This window comes from Leclercia sp. M-A074-M (assembly GCF_965195605.1).
Classification (GTDB): domain Bacteria; phylum Pseudomonadota; class Gammaproteobacteria; order Enterobacterales; family Enterobacteriaceae; genus Enterobacter.
The window spans coordinates 619,899-643,009 of record NZ_CBDAHM010000002.1; the positions used below are offsets into that span (position 1 = coordinate 619,899).

24 protein-coding genes are annotated in these 23,111 nt (G+C 54.8%); 15 read left to right on the forward strand and 9 right to left on the reverse strand.

What is annotated here, in order from left to right; all coding sequences use genetic code 11:
- The first annotated feature begins 87 nt into the window (after window positions 1–87).
- From skp to tilS, 11 genes are all read left to right on the forward strand, one after another.
- The gene (gene skp / locus ACOKCT_RS06555; protein ID WP_103178340.1) at window positions 88–582 is read left to right on the forward strand and encodes a molecular chaperone Skp; all 495 of its coding nucleotides are present in this window, start codon (window positions 88–90) and stop codon (window positions 580–582) included.
- Between the two features lie 3 nt (window positions 583–585).
- Window positions 586–1,611 carry a UDP-3-O-(3-hydroxymyristoyl)glucosamine N-acyltransferase gene (gene lpxD / locus ACOKCT_RS06560; protein ID WP_103823301.1) on the forward strand — a complete coding sequence of 342 codons (1,026 nt, stop codon included), beginning with the start codon at window positions 586–588 and terminating at the stop codon, window positions 1,609–1,611.
- Window positions 1,612–1,713: 102 nt separating this feature from the next.
- Window positions 1,714–2,169 carry a 3-hydroxyacyl-ACP dehydratase FabZ gene (gene fabZ / locus ACOKCT_RS06565; protein ID WP_007373234.1) on the forward strand — a complete coding sequence of 152 codons (456 nt, stop codon included), beginning with the start codon at window positions 1,714–1,716 and terminating at the stop codon, window positions 2,167–2,169.
- Window positions 2,170–2,172: 3 nt separating this feature from the next.
- Window positions 2,173–2,961 carry an acyl-ACP--UDP-N-acetylglucosamine O-acyltransferase gene (gene lpxA / locus ACOKCT_RS06570; protein WP_103178342.1) on the forward strand — a complete coding sequence of 263 codons (789 nt, stop codon included), beginning with the start codon at window positions 2,173–2,175 and terminating at the stop codon, window positions 2,959–2,961.
- Window positions 2,961–4,109 (forward strand): lipid-A-disaccharide synthase, encoded by a 1,149-nt coding sequence (gene lpxB / locus ACOKCT_RS06575; RefSeq protein ID WP_263951325.1) that lies wholly within the window; start codon window positions 2,961–2,963, stop codon window positions 4,107–4,109. The genes lpxA and lpxB overlap by 1 nt, the downstream gene beginning before the upstream one ends.
- Window positions 4,106–4,702, forward strand: coding sequence for a ribonuclease HII (rnhB, locus tag ACOKCT_RS06580; RefSeq protein WP_103178344.1), 597 nt, complete (start codon window positions 4,106–4,108; stop codon window positions 4,700–4,702). Before lpxB ends, rnhB begins: the two co-directional genes overlap by 4 nt.
- A gap of 34 nt (window positions 4,703–4,736) precedes the next feature.
- Window positions 4,737–8,219 (forward strand): DNA polymerase III subunit alpha, encoded by a 3,483-nt coding sequence (gene dnaE / locus ACOKCT_RS06585; RefSeq protein ID WP_103178345.1) that lies wholly within the window; start codon window positions 4,737–4,739, stop codon window positions 8,217–8,219.
- A 12-nt stretch (window positions 8,220–8,231) separates the two neighbouring features.
- A complete protein-coding gene (accA, locus tag ACOKCT_RS06590) occupies window positions 8,232–9,191 on the forward strand; it encodes an acetyl-CoA carboxylase carboxyl transferase subunit alpha (RefSeq protein ID WP_103178346.1) in 960 nt (319 codons plus the stop codon).
- 100 nt (window positions 9,192–9,291) lie between these two features.
- Window positions 9,292–11,430 carry a lysine decarboxylase LdcC gene (locus ACOKCT_RS06595; RefSeq protein WP_263951324.1) on the forward strand — a complete coding sequence of 713 codons (2,139 nt, stop codon included), beginning with the start codon at window positions 9,292–9,294 and terminating at the stop codon, window positions 11,428–11,430.
- A gap of 59 nt (window positions 11,431–11,489) precedes the next feature.
- Window positions 11,490–11,879: a VOC family protein gene (locus ACOKCT_RS06600; RefSeq protein ID WP_103178348.1), complete on the forward strand. Its 390-nt coding sequence runs from the start codon at window positions 11,490–11,492 to the stop codon at window positions 11,877–11,879.
- Window positions 11,880–11,941: 62 nt separating this feature from the next.
- Window positions 11,942–13,234: a tRNA lysidine(34) synthetase TilS gene (gene tilS / locus ACOKCT_RS06605; RefSeq protein WP_159339963.1), complete on the forward strand. Its 1,293-nt coding sequence runs from the start codon at window positions 11,942–11,944 to the stop codon at window positions 13,232–13,234.
- 28 nt (window positions 13,235–13,262) lie between these two features.
- On the opposite strand, the gene rof is transcribed toward tilS, so the two are convergent.
- Window positions 13,263–13,523 (reverse strand): Rho-binding antiterminator, encoded by a 261-nt coding sequence (gene rof, locus ACOKCT_RS06610; RefSeq protein ID WP_103178350.1) that lies wholly within the window; start codon window positions 13,521–13,523, stop codon window positions 13,263–13,265.
- Complete coding sequence (locus ACOKCT_RS06615) at window positions 13,510–13,710, reverse strand: YaeP family protein (protein ID WP_103178351.1); 201 nt, start codon at window positions 13,708–13,710, stop codon at window positions 13,510–13,512. Before ACOKCT_RS06615 ends, rof begins: the two co-directional genes overlap by 14 nt.
- Before the next feature lie 198 nt (window positions 13,711–13,908).
- On the opposite strand from ACOKCT_RS06615, the gene ACOKCT_RS06620 reads away from it, so the two are divergent.
- From ACOKCT_RS06620 to nlpE, 3 genes are read left to right on the forward strand one after another with little or no spacing between them, the layout of a single operon-like run.
- A complete protein-coding gene (locus tag ACOKCT_RS06620) occupies window positions 13,909–14,454 on the forward strand; it encodes a YaeQ family protein (protein ID WP_103178352.1) in 546 nt (181 codons plus the stop codon).
- Window positions 14,451–14,873, forward strand: coding sequence for an alternative ribosome rescue aminoacyl-tRNA hydrolase ArfB (gene arfB / locus ACOKCT_RS06625; RefSeq protein ID WP_159339962.1), 423 nt, complete (start codon window positions 14,451–14,453; stop codon window positions 14,871–14,873). The genes ACOKCT_RS06620 and arfB overlap by 4 nt, the downstream gene beginning before the upstream one ends.
- A 34-nt stretch (window positions 14,874–14,907) precedes the next feature.
- The gene (nlpE, locus tag ACOKCT_RS06630) at window positions 14,908–15,606 is read left to right on the forward strand and encodes an envelope stress response activation lipoprotein NlpE (protein ID WP_420193292.1); all 699 of its coding nucleotides are present in this window, start codon (window positions 14,908–14,910) and stop codon (window positions 15,604–15,606) included.
- A gap of 34 nt (window positions 15,607–15,640) precedes the next feature.
- Here nlpE and ACOKCT_RS06635 read toward each other — a convergent pair whose 3' ends face one another.
- From ACOKCT_RS06635 to metN, 7 genes are all read right to left on the reverse strand, one after another.
- Window positions 15,641–16,465 (reverse strand): YaeF family permuted papain-like enzyme, encoded by an 825-nt coding sequence (locus ACOKCT_RS06635; protein ID WP_159339961.1) that lies wholly within the window; start codon window positions 16,463–16,465, stop codon window positions 15,641–15,643.
- Window positions 16,466–16,521: 56 nt separating this feature from the next.
- Window positions 16,522–18,240, reverse strand: coding sequence for a proline--tRNA ligase (gene proS, locus ACOKCT_RS06640; protein ID WP_159339960.1), 1,719 nt, complete (start codon window positions 18,238–18,240; stop codon window positions 16,522–16,524).
- A gap of 111 nt (window positions 18,241–18,351) precedes the next feature.
- A complete protein-coding gene (tsaA, locus tag ACOKCT_RS06645; RefSeq protein WP_103178357.1) occupies window positions 18,352–19,059 on the reverse strand; it encodes a tRNA (N6-threonylcarbamoyladenosine(37)-N6)-methyltransferase TrmO in 708 nt (235 codons plus the stop codon).
- The gene (gene rcsF, locus ACOKCT_RS06650) at window positions 19,056–19,460 is read right to left on the reverse strand and encodes an Rcs stress response system protein RcsF (RefSeq protein ID WP_103178358.1); all 405 of its coding nucleotides are present in this window, start codon (window positions 19,458–19,460) and stop codon (window positions 19,056–19,058) included. The genes tsaA and rcsF overlap by 4 nt, the downstream gene beginning before the upstream one ends.
- Before the next feature lie 107 nt (window positions 19,461–19,567).
- A complete protein-coding gene (gene metQ / locus ACOKCT_RS06655; RefSeq protein WP_039030286.1) occupies window positions 19,568–20,383 on the reverse strand; it encodes a methionine ABC transporter substrate-binding lipoprotein MetQ in 816 nt (271 codons plus the stop codon).
- Window positions 20,384–20,422: 39 nt separating this feature from the next.
- The gene (locus tag ACOKCT_RS06660; protein WP_039030285.1) at window positions 20,423–21,076 is read right to left on the reverse strand and encodes a methionine ABC transporter permease MetI; all 654 of its coding nucleotides are present in this window, start codon (window positions 21,074–21,076) and stop codon (window positions 20,423–20,425) included.
- A complete protein-coding gene (gene metN, locus ACOKCT_RS06665; protein ID WP_103178359.1) occupies window positions 21,069–22,100 on the reverse strand; it encodes a methionine ABC transporter ATP-binding protein MetN in 1,032 nt (343 codons plus the stop codon). The genes ACOKCT_RS06660 and metN overlap by 8 nt, the downstream gene beginning before the upstream one ends.
- 187 nt (window positions 22,101–22,287) lie before the next feature.
- Here metN and gmhB point away from each other — a divergent pair, with 187 nt between their 5' ends.
- The gene (gene gmhB, locus ACOKCT_RS06670) at window positions 22,288–22,854 is read left to right on the forward strand and encodes a D-glycero-beta-D-manno-heptose 1,7-bisphosphate 7-phosphatase (protein WP_103178360.1); all 567 of its coding nucleotides are present in this window, start codon (window positions 22,288–22,290) and stop codon (window positions 22,852–22,854) included.
- Window positions 22,855–23,111: the final 257 nt, after the last annotated feature.

Below are 23,111 nucleotides of genomic sequence, written 5' to 3' on the forward strand. Positions count from 1 at the left end.
TAGCGCTGACAACTGGCGATCGCAGGATCGCCTTGCCACGCAAAGAACGGTACCTTCGGGTGCCAATGGGATGGTAAGGAGTTAATTGTGAAAAAGTGGTTATTAGCTGCAGGTCTCGGTTTAGCGATGGCAACTTCTGCTCAGGCAGCGGACAAAATTGCAATCGTCAATATGGGTAACTTGTTCCAGCAGGTTGCGCAGAAAACGGGTGTTTCTGCCAAGCTGGAGAGCGAGTTCAAAGGCCGTGCAAGCGAACTGCAGGGTATGGAAAACGATCTGCAATCCAAAATGCAGCGTCTGCAGCGCGATGGTTCTACCATGAAAGCGAGCGAACGTAGCAAACTGGAAAAAGACGTAATGGCTCAGCGTCAGACTTTCTCTCAGAAAGCGCAAGCTTTTGAGCAGGATCGTCAACGTCGTTCTAACGAGGAGCGCGGCAAGCTGGTTACCCGTATCCAGTCCGCTGTGAAAGCTGTAGCTGCCGATCAGAGCATCGATCTGGTTGTTGATGCCAACGCCGTTGCATTCAACAGCAGCGATGTTAAAGACATCACCGCTGATGTCCTGAAACAGGTTAAATAAGTAATGCCTTCAATTCGACTCGCTGATTTAGCTCAGCAGTTGGATGCAGAATTACACGGTGATGGCGATATCGTCATCACCGCTGTTGCGTCCATGCAATCTGCTAAAGCAGGCAATATCACCTTCATGGTAAGCCCTAAGTACCGTGAACATCTGGCGCTTTGCCAGGCGTCTGCTGTCGTCATGACGCAGGACGATTTGCCGTTTGCCGCAGGTGCTGCGCTGGTAGTGAAGAACCCCTACCTGACGTATGCCCGTATGGCACAAATTCTGGATACCACGCCGCAGCCGGCGCAAAACATCGCACCCAGTGCGGTGATTGACCCAACGGCGCAGCTGGGTAACAACGTATCAATTGGTGCAAATGCGGTTATCGAATCAGACGTCGTGCTGGGCGATAACGTGGTCATCGGTGCCGGTTGCTTCGTCGGTAAAAAAACAAAAATTGGTGCTGGCTCTCGCCTGTGGGCCAATGTCTCTGTTTATCATGAGATCGAAATTGGCGAAAACTGCCTGATCCAGTCCAGTACTGTTATCGGTTCGGATGGTTTCGGTTATGCCAACGATCGTGGTAACTGGGTTAAGATCCCGCAGCTTGGCCGGGTGATCATCGGCGATCGCGTCGAAATCGGTGCATGTACGACTATTGACCGTGGTGCGCTTGATGACACGATCATCGGTAATGGTGTTATCATCGATAACCAGTGCCAGATTGCACATAACGTTGTGATTGGCGACAATACTGCGGTTGCCGGTGGCGTTATTATGGCGGGCAGCCTGAAGATTGGCCGTTACTGTATGATTGGCGGCGCCAGCGTCATTAACGGGCATATGGAAATATGCGATAAGGTTACGGTTACCGGTATGGGCATGGTTATGCGTCCAATCACCGAACCGGGCGTCTACTCTTCAGGCATTCCGTTGCAGCCTAACAAAGTGTGGCGTAAGACTGCAGCCCTGGTGATGAATATTGATGATATGAGCAAGCGCCTCAAGGCCATTGAGCGCAAAATCGATCAACAAGACTAAGCGTTCACCCGTTTAACGCACACTTCCCGGCCTGTCGGCTTTCTTATAAACCGGCAGGCCGTGTTATTATTGCCATTCAGATATTTTGACAGGAAGAGTATTTTGACTACTGACACTCATACTCTGCATATTGAAGAGATTTTAGAACTTCTGCCGCACCGCTATCCGTTTTTGCTGGTAGACCGTGTGCTGGATTTTGAAGAAGGTCGTTTTCTGCGCGCAGTGAAAAATGTTTCTGTAAACGAGCCATTCTTCCAGGGGCATTTCCCTGGGAAGCCTATCTTCCCGGGCGTATTGATCCTGGAAGCGATGGCTCAGGCTACCGGTATTCTGGCGTTTAAAAGCGTTGGGAAGCTGGAGCCAGGTGAGCTCTATTACTTCGCAGGTATCGACGAAGCGCGCTTCAAGCGCCCGGTCGTGCCTGGTGATCAGATGATCATGGAAGTGACTTTTGAAAAAACGCGTCGCGGCCTGACTCGCTTCAAAGGCGTAGCTCTGGTTGACGGCAAGGTTGTTTGCGAAGCTACCATGATGTGTGCGCGTAGCCGGGAGGCCTGATACGTGATTGATAAAACCGCCTTTATTCATCCAACCGCCATTGTGGAAGAGGGTGCCGTTATCGGTGCTAACGTCCACATTGGTCCATTCTGTATTGTTGGACCCCATGTCGAAATTGGTGAGGGTACCGTACTGAAATCTCATGTCGTGGTGAATGGTCATACGACTATTGGCCGCGACAACGTGATCTATCAGTTCGCCTCCATCGGTGAAGTTAACCAGGATCTGAAATATGCTGGCGAACCAACCCGTGTGGAAATTGGCGATCGTAACCGCATTCGCGAAAGCGTCACCATTCATCGTGGCACAGTACAGGGCGGTGAGTTGACGAAGGTGGGCAGCGATAACCTGTTTATGGTCAACGCGCATATCGCGCATGACTGTACCGTGGGTGACCGCTGCATTCTCGCCAACAACGCAACGCTGGCGGGACACGTATCAGTTGATGATTATGCAATCATTGGCGGCATGACCGCTGTCCATCAGTTCTGCATCATTGGTGCGCATGTGATGGTTGGCGGCTGCTCCGGCGTGGCGCAGGACGTTCCGCCATATGTGATTGCACAGGGTAACCATGCGACGCCGTTTGGCGTCAACATCGAAGGCCTTAAGCGTCGCGGTTTTAGCCGTGAAGCGATTATGGCTATCCGCAACGCTTACAAGCAGTTGTACCGTAACGGTAAAACGCTGGAAGAGGCTAAGCCGGAAATTGCCGAACTGGCGAAGCAGCATCCTGAGGTGAACGCGTTTGTGGAGTTCTTCGCACGCTCAACCCGTGGTCTGATTCGTTAATGGTCGATAGTCGTCCGCTTACGATCGCCCTCGTCGCCGGAGAAACCTCCGGCGATATTCTTGGTGCTGGTCTGATTCGAGCGCTCAAAGCGCGCGTTCCCAACGCGCGCTTTGTCGGCGTTGCTGGCCCATTGATGCAGGCTGAAGGCTGCGAAGCCTGGTACGAAATGGAAGAGCTGGCGGTGATGGGCATCGTCGAGGTACTGGGTCGCCTGCGCCGGTTGCTGCACATCCGCGCCGATCTGACGCGTCGTTTTACCGAACTTAAGCCCGATGTGTTCGTGGGTATTGATGCGCCTGACTTCAACATTACCCTTGAAGGTAATCTGAAAAAACAGGGGATCAAAACCATCCATTATGTCAGTCCGTCCGTCTGGGCGTGGCGACAGAAACGCGTTTTCAAAATAGGCAGATCGACGAATCTGGTATTGGCCTTCCTGCCTTTCGAAAAAGCGTTTTACGATAAATTCAACGTTCCGTGCCGCTTTATCGGCCATACCATGGCCGACGCCATGCCGCTGGATCCCGATAAAAATGGTGCACGTGACCTGCTGGGTATTTCACATGATGCCCACTGTCTGGCGCTGTTGCCGGGGAGCCGCGGCGCAGAAGTCGAAATGCTCAGCGCTGATTTTCTGAAAACCGCGCAAATCCTGCGTCAGACTTACCCTGACCTGGAAGTGGTCGTGCCGCTGGTGAATGCCAAACGCCGGGAGCAGTTCGAGCGTATTAAGGCGGAGGTCGCCCCCGATCTGCATGTCCATCTGTTAGATGGCAAAGGGCGTGAGGCGATGGTGGCCAGCGATGCCGCGTTGCTGGCATCGGGTACCGCTGCGCTGGAGTGCATGCTGGCAAAATGCCCGATGGTCGTGGGTTATCGTATGAAGCCGTTTACCTTCTGGCTGGCAAAACGGCTGGTGAAAACGGATTACGTCTCCCTGCCGAACCTGCTTGCCCGACGTGAGCTGGTGAAAGAGTTGCTGCAGGATGAGTGCCATCCGCAGGCATTAGCCGCTGCGCTGCTGCCGCTGCTGGCTAACGGCAAAACCAGCCATGAAATGCATGACACATTCCGGGTACTGCATCAGCAAATCCGCTGTAATGCCGACGAGCAGGCAGCTGACGCGGTGCTGGAGTTAGCGAAATGATGGAATTTGTTTACCCTCACGCCCATCTGGTGGCGGGAGTGGATGAAGTAGGGCGTGGGCCGCTGGTGGGCGCAGTGGTGACTGCCGCAGTGATCCTCGATCCTGCTCGTCCGATTATCGGTCTGAATGACTCGAAGAAATTATCCGAGAAGCGCCGCCTGGCCTTATACGATGAAATTAAAGAGAAAGCGCTGGCCTGGAGTGTCGGGCGGGCGGAACCGCATGAGATCGACGAACTGAATATTCTGCATGCCACCATGCTGGCGATGCAGCGTGCCGTCGCCGGGCTGAGCGTGGTGCCGGAGTATGTGCTGATCGACGGTAATCGTTGCCCGGCGCTGCCCATGCCGTCGCTGGCGGTGGTAAAGGGCGACAGCCGGGTGGCGGAAATTAGTGCCGCCTCGATCGTGGCTAAAGTCACGCGCGATGCTGAAATGGCCGCGCTGGATCTCACATTTCCCCAGTATGGTTTTGCCCAGCATAAGGGGTATCCTACCGCTTTCCATCTGGAAAGACTGGCTGAACACGGCGCAACTGAGCACCACCGCCGCAGTTTTGGACCGGTAAAACGCGCACTGGGACTGATGTCCTGAATCAAGACGCCAATAAGTAACGCGGAATCTGAAGATGGCTGAACCACGTTTCGTACACCTGCGGGTGCACAGCGACTATTCCATGATTGATGGGCTGGCGAAGACCGGGCCGCTGGTGAAAAAGGCGGCCTCGCTTGGCATGCCTGCGCTGGCGATCACCGACTTCACTAACCTGTGCGGTCTGGTGAAGTTCTACGGAACGGCGCACGGTGCCGGAATGAAGCCGGTAATTGGGGCTGATTTTCATGTACAGAGCGAGCTTCTCGCCGATGAAATGACGCAAATTACCGTCCTGGCGCTGAACAATACCGGCTATCAGAACCTGACGCTGCTCATCTCCCGTGCCTATCAGCGCGGCTACGGCCCGCAGGGCCCGTGGATCGATCGCGCGTGGCTGGCGGAGCTGAATGAGGGGCTGCTGCTCATCTCCGGCGGGCGCATGGGCGACGTAGGCCGATGCCTGCTGCGCGGCAACACTGCCCTGGTGGAGCAGTGCGTCGATTTTTATAAAGAGTATTTCCCGGATCGCTTCTACCTGGAGCTGATCCGCACCGGTCGCCCTGATGAAGAGAGCTATCTGCACGCCGCGGTGGCCCTGGCGGAAGAGCAGGGCCTGCCGGTAGTTGCCACCAACGATGTGCGCTTCATCAACGCCGACGATTTTGACGCCCATGAAATTCGCGTCGCTATCCACGATGGTTTTACCCTCGACGATCCGAAACGCCCCCGCAACTATTCGCCGCAGCAATATATGCGCAGCGAAGAGGAGATGTGCGAGCTGTTTTCCGATATCCCGGAAGCGCTGGAGAACAGCGTAGAGATCGCAAAGCGCTGTAACGTCACCGTCCGTCTGGGTGAATACTTCCTGCCGCAGTTCCCGACCGGCGACATGACCACCGAAGACTTTCTGGTCATGAAATCAAAAGAAGGTCTGGAAGAGCGCCTTGAGTTTCTCTTCCCGGATCCGGCCGTTCGCGCCGAGAAGCGTCCGGAGTATGACGAGCGTCTGGACGTTGAACTCCAGGTTATTAACCAGATGGGGTTCCCCGGCTACTTCCTGATCGTTATGGAGTTTATCCAGTGGTCGAAAGACAACGGCGTACCGGTAGGGCCGGGCCGTGGTTCGGGTGCCGGATCGCTGGTGGCCTATGCGCTGAAAATTACCGATCTCGATCCGCTGGAATTTGACCTGCTGTTCGAACGCTTCCTCAACCCGGAACGTGTCTCCATGCCCGACTTCGACGTTGACTTCTGTATGGAGAAACGCGACCAGGTCATTGAACACGTGGCAGACATGTACGGTCGTGACGCGGTATCGCAGATCATTACCTTCGGTACCATGGCGGCAAAAGCAGTTATCCGCGACGTGGGCCGCGTACTGGGGCATCCGTACGGCTTTGTTGACCGCATCTCGAAGCTGGTGCCGCCTGACCCGGGCATGACCCTGGCGAAAGCGTTCGAAGCGGAGCCGCAGCTGCCGGAAATCTACGAGGCGGATGAAGAGGTCAAAGCGCTGATCGACATGGCGCGCAAGCTGGAAGGTGTCACCCGAAACGCCGGTAAACACGCCGGTGGGGTGGTCATTGCACCGACCAAAATTACCGACTTTGCGCCGCTCTACTGCGATGAATCGGGCCTGCATCCGGTCACCCAGTTTGACAAGAACGACGTGGAATACGCCGGGCTGGTGAAGTTTGACTTCCTCGGCTTGCGTACGCTCACCATCATCGACTGGGCGTTGAAGATGATCAACCCGCGCCGGGCCAAGCAGGGCCTGGAGCCGATTGATATCGCCGCGATCCCGCTCGATGACAAGAAAAGTTTCGACATGCTGCAACGCTCGGAGACCACGGCGGTCTTCCAGCTTGAATCCCGCGGCATGAAAGATTTGATCAAGCGTCTGCAGCCTGACTGCTTCGAAGATATGATCGCGCTGGTGGCGCTGTTCCGTCCGGGGCCGCTGCAGTCCGGGATGGTAGATAACTTTATCGACCGTAAGCATGGCCGCGAGGAGCTCTCCTATCCGGATGTTCAGTGGCAGCATGAAAGCCTGAAGCCGGTGCTGGAGCCAACCTACGGCATCATCCTGTATCAGGAACAGGTCATGCAGATCGCCCAGGTGCTCTCCGGCTACACCCTCGGCGGCGCGGATATGCTGCGTCGAGCAATGGGTAAGAAAAAGCCGGAAGAGATGGCCAAGCAGCGCTCTATATTTGAAGATGGGGCGAAGAAAAACGGCATCGACGGCGAACTGGCGATGAAAATCTTCGATCTGGTGGAGAAATTTGCCGGATACGGATTTAACAAGTCACACTCCGCCGCCTACGCGCTGGTCTCCTATCAGACGCTGTGGCTGAAGGCGCACTACCCGGCCGAGTTTATGGCCGCGGTGATGACCGCCGATATGGACAACACCGAGAAGGTGGTCGGTCTGGTGGATGAGTGCTGGCGCATGGGGCTGAAAATCCTGCCGCCTGACATCAACTCCGGTCAGTACCACTTCCACGTCAATGACGACGGGGAGATTGTCTACGGCATCGGCGCGATTAAAGGGGTGGGTGAAGGGCCGATCGAAGCGATCATCGAAGCCCGTAACCAGGGCGGCTACTTCCGCGAGCTGTTTGACCTCTGTGCGCGTACCGATATTAAAAAGCTCAACCGCCGGGTGCTGGAAAAGCTGATTATGTCCGGGGCGTTCGATCGTCTCGGGCCGCATCGCGCGGCGCTGATGAACTCGCTGGGGGACGCCCTGAAGGCCGCCGACCAGCACTCAAAAGCCGAGGCCATTGGGCAGGCGGATATGTTCGGCGTGCTGGCAGAAGAGCCGGAGCAGATTGAACAATCCTATGCCAGCTGTCAGCCGTGGCCGGAACAGACCGTGCTGGATGGTGAGCGCGAGACGTTAGGCCTGTATCTGACCGGGCATCCGATCAATCAGTATATTAAAGAAATTGAGCGCTATGTCGGAGGCTACCGGCTGAAAGACATGCATCCGACAGAACGTGGTAAGATTACTACGGCTGCGGGGCTCGTCATTGCTGCGAGGGTTATGGTCACCAAACGCGGCAATCGTATCGGCATCTGTACGCTGGATGACCGTTCCGGGCGGCTGGAGGTGATGTTATTCACCGACGCGCTGGATAAATACCAGCAGCTGCTGGAAAAAGACCGCATACTTATCGTCAGCGGACAGGTCAGCTTTGATGACTTCAGCGGGGGACTTAAAATGACCGCCCGCGAAGTGATGGACATTGACGAAGCCCGGGAAAAATATGCTCGCGGGCTTGCTATCTCGCTGACGGACAGGCAAATTGATGACCAGCTTTTAAACCGACTCCGTCAGTCTCTGGAACCCCACCGCTCGGGGACCATTCCAGTACATCTCTACTATCAGAGGGCGGATGCGCGTGCACGGTTGCGCTTTGGTGCGTCGTGGCGTGTCTCTCCGAGCGATCGTTTACTGAACGATCTACGTGGCCTCATTGGTTCGGAGCAGGTGGAACTGGAGTTTGACTAATACAGGAATACTATGAGTCTGAATTTCCTTGATTTCGAACAGCCGATTGCAGAGCTGGAAGCGAAAATCGATTCTCTGACTGCCGTGGGCCGTCAGGATGAAAAACTGGATATTAACATCGACGAAGAAGTGCATCGTCTGCGTGAAAAAAGCGTAGAACTGACGCGTAAAATCTTTGCCGATCTCGGCGCATGGCAGGTTGCTCAACTGGCTCGCCATCCTCAGCGTCCGTACACCCTGGATTATGTCCGCCTGGCGTTTGATGAATTCGACGAACTGGCTGGTGACCGCGCATACGCTGACGATAAAGCTATCGTTGGTGGGATTGCGCGTCTCGACGGCCGTCCGGTGATGATTATTGGCCACCAGAAGGGGCGCGAAACCAAAGAAAAAATTCGCCGCAATTTCGGGATGCCAGCACCAGAAGGTTATCGTAAAGCCCTGCGTCTGATGGAGATGGCCGAGCGTTTTAACATGCCGATCATCACCTTCATCGACACCCCGGGAGCCTATCCTGGTGTCGGCGCGGAAGAGCGCGGTCAGTCTGAAGCGATTGCCCGTAACCTGCGTGAAATGTCACGTTTAAGCGTGCCGGTTATCTGCACCGTTATCGGTGAAGGTGGTTCCGGTGGCGCGCTGGCCATTGGTGTGGGCGATAAAGTGAATATGCTGCAGTACAGCACCTATTCCGTTATCTCCCCGGAAGGGTGTGCCTCCATTCTGTGGAAAAGCGCCGATAAAGCCCCGATGGCTGCGGAAGCGATGGGCATTATCGCTCCTCGCCTGAAAGAGCTGAAGCTGATCGATACCGTTATCCCGGAACCGCTGGGTGGCGCGCATCGTAAGCCAGAAGTGATGGCCGCCTCCCTGAAGGCGCAGCTGCTGGCTGATCTCGCAGACCTCGACGTGCTGAGCAAAGAAGATCTGCTGAACCGCCGTTACCAGCGTCTGATGAGCTACGGCTACGCATAAGCTACGCAATAATCTTAAAAGCCGCACCCTGTTGCGGCTTTTTTTATGTCCATGGTTTACCTCAACTATGCTTAGCTAATGTTTTTTAAGGAGGTAAACCGTGAACATCATTGCTATTATGGGGCCGCACGGCGTCTTTTATAAAGACGAACCCATCAAGGAGCTGGAGCAGGCGCTGGCATCGCGCGGGTTTCAACTAATCTGGCCGCAGAACAGCGCCGATCTACTGAAGTTTATTGAACATAACCCCCGTATCTGCGGCGTCATCTTCGACTGGGACGAGTACGATATGGAGTTGTGCAGCGACATCAACCAACTCAATGAATACCTGCCGCTCTACGCCTTTATCAATACCCACTCCACGATGGATATCAGCGCCCAGGATATGCGCATGGCGCTGTGGTTCTTCGAGTACTCGCTGGGGGTGGCCGAGGATATCGCTACCCGCATTCAGCAATATACCGGCGAGTACCTCGATACCATAACCCCGCCGTTTACCCGCGCCCTTTTCACCTACGTAAAAGAGGGGAAGTACACCTTCTGTACCCCCGGTCATATGGCGGGAACCGCGTATCAGAAAAGCCCGGTGGGCTGTCTGTTCTATGACTTCTTTGGCGGGAACACCCTGAAGGCGGATGTGTCGATCTCGGTGACGGAGCTGGGATCGCTGCTGGATCATACCGGCCCGCATCTCGAAGCTGAAGAGTATATCGCCCGTACATTTGGTGCCGAGCAGAGCTATATGGTGACCAACGGTACCTCGACGTCGAACAAGATCGTTGGCATGTACGCTGCGCCGGGCGGCAGCACTTTACTGATCGACCGCAACTGCCATAAATCTCTGGCGCACCTGCTGATGATGAGTGACGTGGTGCCGCTCTGGCTGTCGCCGACCCGCAACGCGCTGGGCATTCTGGGCGGGATCCCGCGCCGGGAATTTTCTCATGCGGCAATAGAGCGCAAAGTGGCAGCCGTGCCGGGCGCAAGCTGGCCGGTTCACGCGGTGATCACCAACTCCACCTACGACGGCCTGCTGTACAACACCAACTGGGTGAAACAGACCCTCGATGTGCCCTCCATCCATTTTGATTCTGCCTGGGTCCCCTATACCAATTTCCATCCCATCTATGCCGGAAAAAGCGGGATGAGCGGTGAACGCCTGCCGGGTAAAGTGTTCTTCGAAACCCAGTCCACGCACAAAATGCTGGCTGCGTTTTCTCAGGCCTCGCTGATTCACATTAAGGGCGAGTACGATGAAGATACCTTCAACGAAGCCTTTATGATGCACACCACCACCTCGCCCAGCTATCCGCTGGTGGCCTCCATTGAAACTGCGGCAGCGATGCTGCGTGGTAATCCCGGTAAGCGCCTGATCAACCGCTCCGTTGAGCGCGCCCTGCACTTCCGCAAAGAGGTTCAGCGCCTTAAAGATGAAGCCGACGGCTGGTTCTTCGATATCTGGCAGCCGGACGACATTGACGAAGCTGAATGCTGGCCGGTGGCGCCGGGCGAGAGCTGGCATGGTTTCCGCGATGCCGATGAGGATCATATGTTCCTCGATCCGGTCAAAGTCACCATTCTGACGCCAGGTATGGACGAGCAGGGAGTGATGAGTGAAGAGGGGATCCCGGCGGCGCTGGTAGCGAAATTCCTCGACGAGCGCGGCGTGGTGGTCGAAAAAACCGGGCCGTACAATCTGCTTTTCCTGTTCAGTATCGGTATCGACAAAACCCGGGCGATGGGTTTGCTGCGCGGATTGATGGAGTTTAAGCGCGCCTACGATCTGAATTTGCGGGTCATGAACATGCTGCCGGATCTCTATGCCGAAGATCCCGACTTCTACCGCAACATGCGTATTCAGGATCTGGCTAAAGGCATTCACAAGCTCATTCGTCAGCACGACTTGCCGCGACTGATGCTTCAGGCGTTTGATGTCCTGCCAGAAATGAAGCTCACCCCGCATCACGCCTGGCAGCGTCAGGTGAAGGGGGAGGTAGAGACGGTCGATCTGGAGGATCTGGTTGGCCGGGTGTCGGCCAATATGATCCTCCCTTATCCTCCTGGTGTGCCGCTGCTTATGCCCGGTGAGATGATCACCGAGAAGAGCAGGGCGGTTCTCGATTTCCTGTTAATGCTCTGCTCGATTGGCCGCCACTATCCCGGCTTTGAAACCGACATCCACGGTGCCAAACGGGATGAAAACGGCATCTACCGGGTACGGGTCTTAAAAGCGTCATGACCCCTTGCACGGCAAGGGGGTTCGGATATAACGTTCAGGCACACCAATAAGGAGAGGCTATGCTGGGTTTAAAGCAGGTTCATCACATTGCAATCATTGCCACCGACTATGCCGCCAGTAAGGCGTTTTACTGCGATACGCTGGGATTTACCCTGCAAAGTGAGTTTTACCGCGAAGAGCGTGATTCCTGGAAAGGCGACCTGGCGCTGAATGGTCAGTATGTCATTGAGCTCTTTTCGTTCCCCTTCCCGCCGGCGCGTCCGTCCCGGCCCGAAGCCTGCGGTTTACGTCATCTGGCGTTCAGTGTGGATGACATTGACCAGGCGGTAGAGCATCTTGAATCCCACGGTGTTAAGTGCGAAGCCATCCGTATCGATCCCTTCACCGGAAAGCGCTTCACCTTTTTCAACGATCCTGATGGCCTGCCGCTGGAGCTCTACCAGCAGTAACGCTTGCCTCGCCAGGGAATGCCCGGTAACGTGCCGGGCACCTTTCTGGATAAATGACGACGATGACCACAGCCGACCTTCAGCAAGCTCTTCACCCGTACCGCCGACTGCTGGTGGGCTTTAGTGGTGGCCTGGATTCCACGGTATTGCTGCATCAGCTAATGCTGTGGCGGGAACAGGAGCCGGACCTTGAGCTGCGCGCTATCCATATTCACCATGGCCTGAGCCCCCACGCCGACAGCTGGGTCGCCCATTGCCAGCACCTGTGCCAGCAGTGGAATATCCCGCTGATCGTGGCGCGGGTAACGCTGGCGGAGGAGGGGCTGGGGCTGGAGGCGCAGGCGCGTAAAGCGCGTTATGCCGCCTTTCGTGAGGCCCTGTTACCGGATGAAGCGCTGGTCACGGCGCAACATCTGGACGATCAGTGTGAAACTTTTCTGCTGGCGCTAAAGCGCGGCAGTGGCCCGGCGGGGCTGTCGGCCATGCCCGCGCGGGCGCGTTTTGCCGGTACCGAACAAATTCGTCCCCTCATTGGTGAAACGCGAGACTCGCTGCTGGCCTGGGCGCAGCGTTGGGATCTGCGCTGGATTGAGGATGAAAGCAACCAGGACGACAGCTATGACCGCAATTTTTTGCGTCTGCGCGTCCTGCCGCTGCTGGCAGAGCGTTGGCCGCATTTTGCTCAGGCCACCTCCCGCAGCGCCACGCTGTGCGCGGAGCAGGAGCACCTGCTGGATGAACTGCTGGCAGACGAGCTTTCAACATTAGTCTCCCCAGACGGGGCGCTGGCTATCGCGCCGCTACAGGCGATGAGTGCGGTACGCCGGGCCGCGTTGCTGCGCCGATGGCTGGCGCTGCACGGGGCGTTAATGCCGTCACGCGACATGCTTAATCGCATCTGGGATGAGGTGGTGCTGGCCCGGGAAGACGCGGCACCGCGGCTGCGTTCCGGCGAAGGTGAAATTCGTCGCTTTCGCGGTCAGCTATGGTGGGTGAAAGTCCACGCCTCGCTGGCCGATCGGGTTATCGACTGGCCGTTACTGGAGCGGCCCCTCTCTCTGCCGGAAGGGCTGGGTACGCTTCATCTCAAGACGGGGGGCGCTCTTCGACTGCCGCGGGCAGATGAGCCCGTGACGGTGCGCTTTCGCGCCAGCGGTACGCTGCACATTGTCGGGCGAAACGGCGGACGCAAGATCAAAAAAATCTGGCAGGAACTTAACGTTGCCCCCTGGCGTCGGGACAGCACGCCGCTTCTATTCTACGGAGAAACGTTGGTGGCAGCGGCGGGGGTGTTTGTAACGCATGAAGGGGCGGCTGAAGCGGAGCGGGGCGTAGAGCTGGAGTGGAAAACGTAACGGGCAGCAGGCTGCCCGTTACACGGGATCAGGACTCGCTCACCACAACGGTGCCGATTTCGGGATGACTGAAGCTGGCTATTTTATCGAGACGCAGTTCGCGCGTTGCGCCGCCTTCTTCCACAACCAGATACTCCACGTTCTTACGGGAAACCAGATCGTTCGCCCTGGCCTTCAGCACTTCGCCATCTTTTAACGCCAGCGTAAGAAGCAGGTGATGCTGGCAGGCGAGTTCGAGATTGTCGTAATCATCGCAGTTAATAGGTTGATAGGTATCATTCATTGACATAATCGCTCACCAGTAAATTCGCAGCAGCATATGCTGCTTTTTCTCTGACCGATTCTGAAAGCGTGTCATCCGACGCCATTTCATTCAGAACTTTCAATACACAGCCCAACGCATCGGGGATATACCCCAGATCGCCGCTGGCAATCTCCGCATACCGTTTGCGAATTAGCTCACAATAATTATCCACATCCCCTCCTGCCAGCGCACTGACTTTACTGTGAGATACCATTAAGCCTACGAAGATAAACTCGGTTTAGCAAGGTGACTATACCATACTCATTTAAGCAATATCAGCAGGTTGATGTCGCAGACATTCTCAAGCCTGTAACAGCCTTTTGGCGGAGATTTCGCTACAATGCGCACCTGATTCGAAAGGAGTTCTCTCATGGCGCTTAAAGCGACAATTTACAAAGCCGCGGTCAATGTGGCGGATTTAGACCGCAATCAGTTTCTGGATGCGACCTTGACGCTGGCGCGTCATCCCTCCGAAACGCAAGAGCGCATGATGCTGCGCCTGCTGGCGTGGATTAAGTACGCCAATGAGCGCCTGCAATTTACCCGCGGGTTAAGCGCGGAAGACGAGCCGGAAGCCTGGCTGCTCAACGATCATCTGGGTATCGATCTCTGGATTGAGCTGGGCCTGCCGGATGAGCGTCGCATCAAGAAAGCCTGCACGCAATCTGCTGAAGTGGCGCTCTTTACCTACAACAGCCGCGCAGCGGAGATCTGGTGGCAGCAGAACAAGAATAAGTGCGCCCAGTTTGCCAACCTGTCTGTCTGGTATCTGGATGATGATCAACTGGCTAAGCTGAGCGCATTTGCCGGTCGAACCATGATTCTGCAGGCAACCATTCAGGATGGCGCCATCTGGCTGTCGGATGCTGAGAATAATCTGGAAATTCATCCGGAAGCCTGGCAGTCCCGTTCATGATCGTAGTCTCCCGAACCGTCGCCCTGCCCGATCATGAAGTGGAGATCACCGCGATCCGCGCCCAGGGAGCAGGGGGCCAGCATGTGAACAAAACCTCAACGGCTATTCATCTGCGCTTTGACATTCGGGCATCCAGCCTGCCAGAGTATTATAAAGAGCGCCTGCTCGCCGCCAGCCATCATCTGATCACCTCTGACGGCATGATTATTATCAAGGCGCAGGAGTACCGCAGCCAGGAGATGAACCGGGAAGCCGCGCTTGCCCGGCTGGTGGCGGTAATACAAGAGTTAACGGCAGTGCAAAAAAGCCGGCGGGCAACCCGCCCGACACGCGCATCGAAAGAGCGCCGTCTGGCTTCTAAATCACAAAAATCGACCGTCAAAGCACTGCGTGGCAAAGTTCGAGGCCCCCAGGATTAACGGGGAGCAGGCGGGTTGAGAAAAGGAATCTGATGTGAAAACAGCAATATTTTCAGTGGTGGCTGCAGGCGCGCTGGCCATCCTGATGGGATGTCATAACCGGGCAGAGGTGCAGGCGCTGGAGCCAGCCCATGAAGAGGCGCTAAAACCGATGCAGCAGAGCTGGCGGGGCGTTTTACCCTGCGCCGACTGCGAAGGTATCGAAACCTCACTGTTTCTGGAAAAAGATGGCACCTGGGTAATGAACCAACATTATCAGGGGGCAAAGGCGCCTTCCTCTTTCGCCAGCTATGGCAGCTGGGCGCGAACAGCGGATAAGCTGGTGCTGACGGACACGCAGGGCGAAAAGCACTATTTCCGGGCGAAAGGCGAAGGGCTGGAGATGCTCGATCGGGAAGGAAATCCGATCGAGTCGCAGTTTAACTACACCCTGGCGCCCGTTAACGCTGCCCTGCCATCAACACCAATGGCGATGCGCGGCATGTATTTCTATATGGCTGATGCGGCGAGCTTCACCGACTGTGCCACCGGCAAAAAGGTGAGCGTAGCGAATAACGCGCAGCTGGAGCGGGATTACGCGGCGGCGCGCGGAAATGATACTAAACCGGTGCTGCTCACCGTGAACGGGCATTTTACTCTTGAGGCCAACCCGGACAGTGGTCAAAGCGTTAAAACGCTGATAGTCGATAAAGATGCAGCCTTCCAGGCTGACAAAGATTGTCAGTCTCGTTGAGAAGCTGGGCCGGAGGGGGTTGCCGGCCCAATTATCAGGGCCTGAGTCCTACAAAGCGACGCGTTTTGATGTAAATTCCGGGTTTGAGATGGCCAATGTACCGTAGCTCTGTTTCAGGTTTATAGGTGGAGATATCGCCTTCACGCATATGCATCAAATCGGCAGGGCTTATCCAGCCTGATTCTGCCATCGTCAGCGGGTGACCCGCTTTCAGGAAGGCATCGCTAACAAATTCCGAACAAAACCACGCCTTTTTTTCATCTTCGCTTGTTCTGCTTAATTGTGCAGTGGCAAAGCCGCTAACGCACTGCTGGCGAAAAGTTTCTGAGAAGGGATTCAGCGAACATAACTGTTTTGTCACCATGAAGGGAACAAACTCAATAATTCCCCGATAGTTATAGCGGCTATGTTGCGCCTGTTCGGCAAATACTTTAATGGTTGCCGCTTGCTCGGGTGTCAGGTTGGGCACCCTTAAAGCGAATAATTTGTCGCTGTGCTGCATGGCATCTTCCAGGCTTATAATTTGCACCCCTTTGCCTGTCGCTTCTGCCACATCATGATTGCCGAGATAAACTGCAACGTGACTGACGGAAGAGGTACTGAGCAGGCGAATGCCAAGGGACGTAATCCCGATGCTGGATGAGAAGAGAAGATCGCCAGCTTTAAGCTCTTTTTCGGTGATTTCGAGCAGCTTTTTTTCTGAAAGAGAACTCTGGCGCTGCAGTTTGATTGCCCATTTTTTCGACTGAGCCTCTACTGCATTTGCTGCGCTTTCCTGTCTGCTGACATCAAGCGTACAGCCGGAAAATAAAAAGAGAGAGGGAACGAGCAGGCGATGCAACGCCCTGTGCATTTTCATATCTTTTACAATCCTTGTAAAAAAAGAGGCCCTGAAAATCAGGGCCTCTTACGACATCAACCTTTGATGTTTTTGATTAAATACTCAAGCACGTCACCGGTTTTAATCATCTGCTTCTCACCGTTACGACGATACTTATACTCGATTTCGTCATTATCGAGGTTACGATCGCCGATCACGATGGTGTGCGGAATGCCGATCAGTTCCATATCCGCAAACATCACGCCTGGGCGCTCTTTACGATCGTCCATCAGCACTTCGATACCCTGCGCACGCAGCTCGCTGTAGAGTTTTTCCGCCAGCTCCTGCACACGGAAGGACTTATGCATGTTCATCGGCAGGATCGCCACCTGGAACGGAGCGATGTTGTCCGGCCAGACGATGCCACGCTCGTCGTAGTTCTGCTCGATAGCGGCAGCAACCACACGGGTTACACCAATACCGTAGCAGCCCATGGTCAGGACCTGGTTGCGGCCATCTTCACCCTGAACGGCGGCGTTCAGCGCGCGGGAGTATTTATCACCCAGCTGGAAGATATGCCCGACTTCGATACCGCGTTTGATCATCAGGGTGCCGTTGCCGTCCGGGCTTGGATCGCCTGCCACCACGTTACGAATATCCGCCACTTCTGGCGTCGCGACGTCGCGATCCCAGTTAATGCCGAAATAGTGTTTGCCGTCGATGTTCGCGCCAGCGGAGAAGTCGCTCATCGCGGCGACCGTGCGGTCAACCACAACAGGAACAGGCATATTCACCGGACCCAGAGAACCAGGACCCGCGTTGACGACGGCGCGGATTTCCGCTTCCGTTGCGAAGGTTAACGGGCTTGCAACCTGTGGCAGCTTCTCGGCTTTCACTTCGTTCAACTCGTGATCGCCACGGACCAGCAGAGCAACCAGCGGGTAGGCGCTGCCTTCGGTGGATTTCACCAGCAGGGTTTTGACCGTTTTTTCGATCGGCAGATTGAACTGCTCAACCAGCTCGGCGATGGTTTTCGCGTTTGGTGTATCAACCAGCTTCATCTCTTCGTTTGCCGCAGCTCGCGGCGCTTTTGGCGCCAGGGCTTCTGCAAACTCAATGTTCGCGGCGTAATCAGAGGAGTCAGAGAAGATCACATCGTCTTCACCGCTCTGTGCCAGCACCTGGAACTCATGGGATGCGCTACCGCCGATAGAACCGGTATCAGCCTGAACGGCGCGGAAATCCAGACCCATGCGGGAGAAGATTTTGCTGTACGCTTCGTACATCTTGTCATAGGTCTCCTGCAGCGATTCCTGAGAAGTGTGGAAAGAGTAAGCATCTTTCATCAGGAATTCGCGAGAGCGCATGACGCCAAAACGTGGACGCACTTCATCACGGAATTTGGTCTGGATCTGGAAGAAGTTCAGCGGCAACTGCTTGTATGAGCTCAGCTCGTTGCGGATCAGATCGGTAATGACCTCTTCATGCGTTGGGCCGAGAACGAATGGACGATCGCCACGATCGGCAATACGCAGCAGTTCCGGACCATACTGCTCCCAGCGACCACTCTCCTGCCACAGTTCAGAGGGCTGAACTACCGGCATTAACACCTCGATAGCACCGGCGTTATTCATCTCTTCACGCACGATGTTTTCGACTTTTTTCAGGACGCGCACGCCGGTCGGCAACCAGGTGTATAACCCGGAGGCCAGCTTGCGGATCATCCCGGCGCGCAGCATCAGCTGGTGGCTGATCACCTCGGCGTCGGCAGGTGTCTCCTTCAGAGTGGAGAGCAGATATTGGCTAGTACGCATGTTGTTACGGTTCCATTTCGAAGAGTGGAACAGGCTGACCGGCAGCCTGACACAAAAAAAGTGGTTTAGTTTACCAGTGTGGCAAAGATGCCAAAAGAGAAGAGGATAAAATTACTGCGGCTCGAGGGCAAACACTTCAAAGCCCGCCGCGGTAACGCGCCAGCGAACGTTAAAATCCAGCAACAGGACGGCGTAGGTTTTCCCGGCCTCTTCCTCTTTACGGTAGGCCGGACGGGGATCCTGGGCCAGCACGTCGATGATAAATTCCCGCAGTCGAGGATAGCGCTTCTCCAGCTGGATCAACTGGGGGGTGAGCGCATCGGTAAACCAGACTGGCGTATCTGCCTGGGGGGCCTGCTGAGCGTAGCTGGCACGCGCATCCGGCAAGGCTTCTGCAAAGGGCAGGTAAGGTTTTATATCTACTACGGGCGTACCGTCCACCAGATCCAGGCTGCCAAGCTCCAGAATCACCTGATCCTTCTGGCAGCGAATGCCTTTCAGTTCGATGAGCGACATACCGACAGGGTTTGGACGAAAGGTCGAGCGCGTGGCAAACACTCCCATTCGGGCGTTACCGCCGAGACGAGGTGGGCGCACGGTAGGGCGCCAGCCGCCAGCCATGGTCTGATGAAAGATAAACAGCACCCACAGGTGGCTGAACGCTTCCAGTCCGCGCACGGCATCGGCCTGATTATAGGGCGCGAGCAAGTGAAGTTCGCCGCTACAGCTTTTCACCAGACCAGGCTGGCGTGGCACGGCAAACTTCTCTTTATAGGGTGAGCGAATAACGCCTATCTGCTCGAACTGGAATGCACTCATTTCGCCGAGACGTTAAGGGCAGAACCTACGCAAACGGCCTGACGATAGCAGCCAGGTGTGCCGCTGGTAACTTCGCAGCTGTGCAGCAGAACCGCATTGGCCTTCATTTTAGAGGCATTGATCTGCATGCGTTTACGCGCAGTAGGGATATTTGGAGGAGAATCCTGGTTGGTGGCCTGGCAAGATTCGCCCGAGACTTCACCCAGATCGCGGAACGGTTTACCCACTAAATCTTCAGCCTTGGTATAGATTCTGACCGGCGCAGGACGTGGTGCTTTTGGCTTTTCAGGCTCCACTTTCGGCGGGGTTGCTGTGCTTTTAACAGGTTCAACAGGAGATCTGCTTAGCATAGAACAACCGCTCAGCATCAGTGCTAAAAGACAGATCGGTAAAGCACGCATATTGTTTCCTCAATGAATAATCAAATCGTCAGATATTGAATCAGTTGCCTGCATAAATGACAAGACGGGCTTACGCCCGTCCTGAATGATATTACACAAAGGTAAGATTACCAGCCTTTAACTGCACCACCGTTAAAGACTTTGTTTGCTTCCTGGTAAACTTCATCAGACTGGTAAGCCTGTACGAACTTCTTCACGTTTTCCGCATCTTTGTTATCTTCGCGGGTAACGATCAGATTAACGTACGGAGAGTCTTTATCTTCCACGAAGATACCGTCTTTCGCTGGCGTCAGGTTAATCTGGCTGGCGTAAGTGGTGTTGATAACCGCCAGGGCGATCTGCGCATCATCCAGAGAACGTGGCAGCTGTGGCGCTTCCAGCTCAACAATTTTCAGGTTTTTTGGATTCTCGGTCACGTCCAGAACGGTCGGCAGCAGGCCAACACCATCTTTCAGTTTAATCAGACCCACTTTCTGCAGCAGCAGCAGGGAACGGCCAAGGTTGGTTGGATCGTTAGGTACTGCTACCTGAGAACCGTCCTGCAGTTCTTCTAATGATTTGATTTTTTTGGAGTAGCCCGCGATTGGGTAAACGAAAGTATTGCCCACCGCAACCAGTTTGTAGCCACGATCTTTGATCTGCTGATCCAGGTACGGTTTGTGCTGGAAGGCGTTAGCATCGATATCGCCTTTGCTCAGCGCTTCGTTAGGCAGTACATAATCGTTAAACGTCACCAGCTCCACGTCCAGGCCATACTTCTCTTTCGCCACTTTCGCTGCCGTCTCTGCAACCTGCTGCTCCGCACCGACGATAACACCCACTTTGATGTGGTTTGGATCTTTTTCGTCCTGGCCACAACCTACTAGTGCCAGAGAGCCGATCAGCGCGCCTACCGCAGCAAAGGTCTTAAATTTAAACGCCATGTTTTTATCCTTAACTCGTCGAGTTTGTGTTGTGTAACGTTATTTGTGCGTAACAGCCCGGACGATGCGATCGCCAGAGAATTGAATGAGATAAACCAGTACAACCAGCAGAACAAGCACGGTATTCATAACGGTAGCATTGTAGCCAATGTAACCATACTGATAGCCGATCTGTCCCAGACCGCCGGCGCCTACCGCACCACCCATCGCTGAGTAACCCACCAGAGTAATGAGCGTGATGGTGGCCGCGTTGACCAGACCTGGTAATGCTTCTGGCAGTAAGACTTTGCGAACGATCTGCATCGGCGTCGCACCCATGGCGCGGGACGCTTCAATCAGGCCCGATGGGATCTCTAACAGCGCGTTCTCAACCATACGGGCGATAAACGGCGCCGCGCCCACGGTCAGGGGGACGATGGCAGCCTGCAGGCCAATGGACGTGCCCACAATAACGCGAGTGAAGGGGATCATCCATACCAACAGAATGATGAAGGGAATGGAACGGAAGATGTTCACCAGCGCGGAGAGCGTGCGGTAAAGTTTTGCGTTCTCAATTATCTGGCCCGGACGGGTAACGTACAGCAGCACGCCCACCGGCAGACCAATGACAAAACCGAAGAAGCCCGATACGAAGGTCATCGCCAGCGTTTCCCATACGCCGCGTGCCAGCAACCACATCATTGCCTCAGACATAACCCAGTACCTCAACTTTTACATGATGCTCTTGCAGCCAGGCGATCGCCGCCTGCGTATCTTCTTGCGTACCGTGCATTTCAGTCAGCATGATGCCGAACTTCACGCCACCGGCGTAATCCATCTGCGCGCTAATAATGTTGTTGTTCACATTGAAGCGGCGGGCAGTTTCTGACAGCAGCGGGGCATCCACTGACTTGCCGGTAAACTCCATCCGCAGCATTGGAACGCTGTTTGCTTCTGGTTGTGCCTTTAAACGTGCCAGATAGTCTTCCGGAATATCCAGGTGCAGCGTGGCCTGAATAAACTGCTGCGCCAGTGGGGTTTTCGGATGCGAGAACACTTCGCTGACGGTGTCTTGTTCAATTAGTTCACCCTGGCTTATCACCGCCACACAGTCGCAGATGCGCTTAACCACATCCATCTCGTGCGTAATAAGGAGGATGGTCAGCCCCAGGCGACGGTTAATGTCCTTTAAGAGCTCCAGAATCGAGCGGGTCGTTGCCGGATCCAGGGCGCTGGTGGCTTCGTCACAGAGCAATACTTTAGGATTACTGGCCAGCGCACGCGCAATCGCCACGCGCTGTTTTTGTCCGCCGGACAAGTTGGCCGGGAAGGTGTCGTGCTTCTCGCTCAGACCGACCAGATCCAGCAGTTCGGTGACGCGACGTTTGATTTCGTCTTTGGGCGTGTTATCCAGCTCCAGCGGCAGGGCAACGTTGCCAAACACGGTGCGCGAAGAGAGCAGGTTAAAGTGCTGGAAGATCATGCCAATCTGGCGGCGGGCTTTAGTCAGTTCTGCTTCTGAAAGCGTAGTCAGTTCCGTACCATCAACCTGAACGTGGCCTTCGGTCGGGCGTTCAAGCAGGTTAACGCAACGAATGAGCGTACTTTTACCTGCACCTGAGGCGCCAATGACGCCATAAATCTGTCCAGCCGGAACATGCAGGCTAACGTTGTTCAACGCCTGAATGGTACGGTTCCCTTGCTGGAACACTTTGGTGATATTCGAAAGTTTAATCATTAGATTATTTTTATCGTATGTAAGTTAGCCGTGGCATTTTCTGCTGCCTGATACGGGCGATGACCGTCAACAAAACGGATGTTAAGGCATCCAGACGTCTAAATCAATCCAACTCTGCGCGATGAGCACTTTCTTGCGCAGTGAAACATGAGATACTACGCAGACATCCCTATTCAGGAGCAAACCGGTGGCAAAATCAGTACCCGCAATTTTTCTCGATCGTGACGGCACAATTAATGTCGATCATGGTTATGTGCATGAGATAGACGAATTTGAATTCATCGATGGCGTTATTGAAGCCATGCGTGAATTAAAAGAGATGGGATTTGCGCTGGTGGTCGTCACCAACCAGTCAGGTATCGCGCGCGGTAAATTCACCGAAGCACAGTTTGAGACCTTAACGGAATGGATGGACTGGTCACTGGCGGATCGCGGCGTTGATCTGGACGGTATCTATTATTGTCCGCATCACCCACAGGGGACCGTAGACGAATATCGCCAGACCTGTGATTGCCGAAAACCACACCCGGGTATGCTCACTTCCGCACAAGAGTTCCTTCATATAGATATGAGCGCTTCATATATGGTGGGCGATAAACTGGAAGATATGCAGGCAGCTGCCGCGGCAGGCGTGGGTCATAAAATTCTGGTGCGTACTGGCAAGCCTGTCACGCCTGAAGCGGAAAATGCAGCGGATTGCGTGATTAACAGCCTGGCAGTGCTGCCGGAAACCATCAAAAAGCAGCAAAAATAGGCGTTGTGGCGAAAAGGTGAGCGGTTGAAATAAAATTGTCTTTTTCCGCTTGTCAGCGCCGAAGAACTCCCTATAATGCGCCTCCATCGACACGGCGGATGTGAATCACTTCACACAGACAGCCGGGCCGGTTGAGGAGGAAAGCGAAAATAATCGCTTGACTCTGAAAGAGGAAAGCGTAATATACGCCACCTCGCAACGGTGAGCGAAAGCCGCGTTGCACTGCTCTTTAACAATTTATCAGACAATCTGTGTGG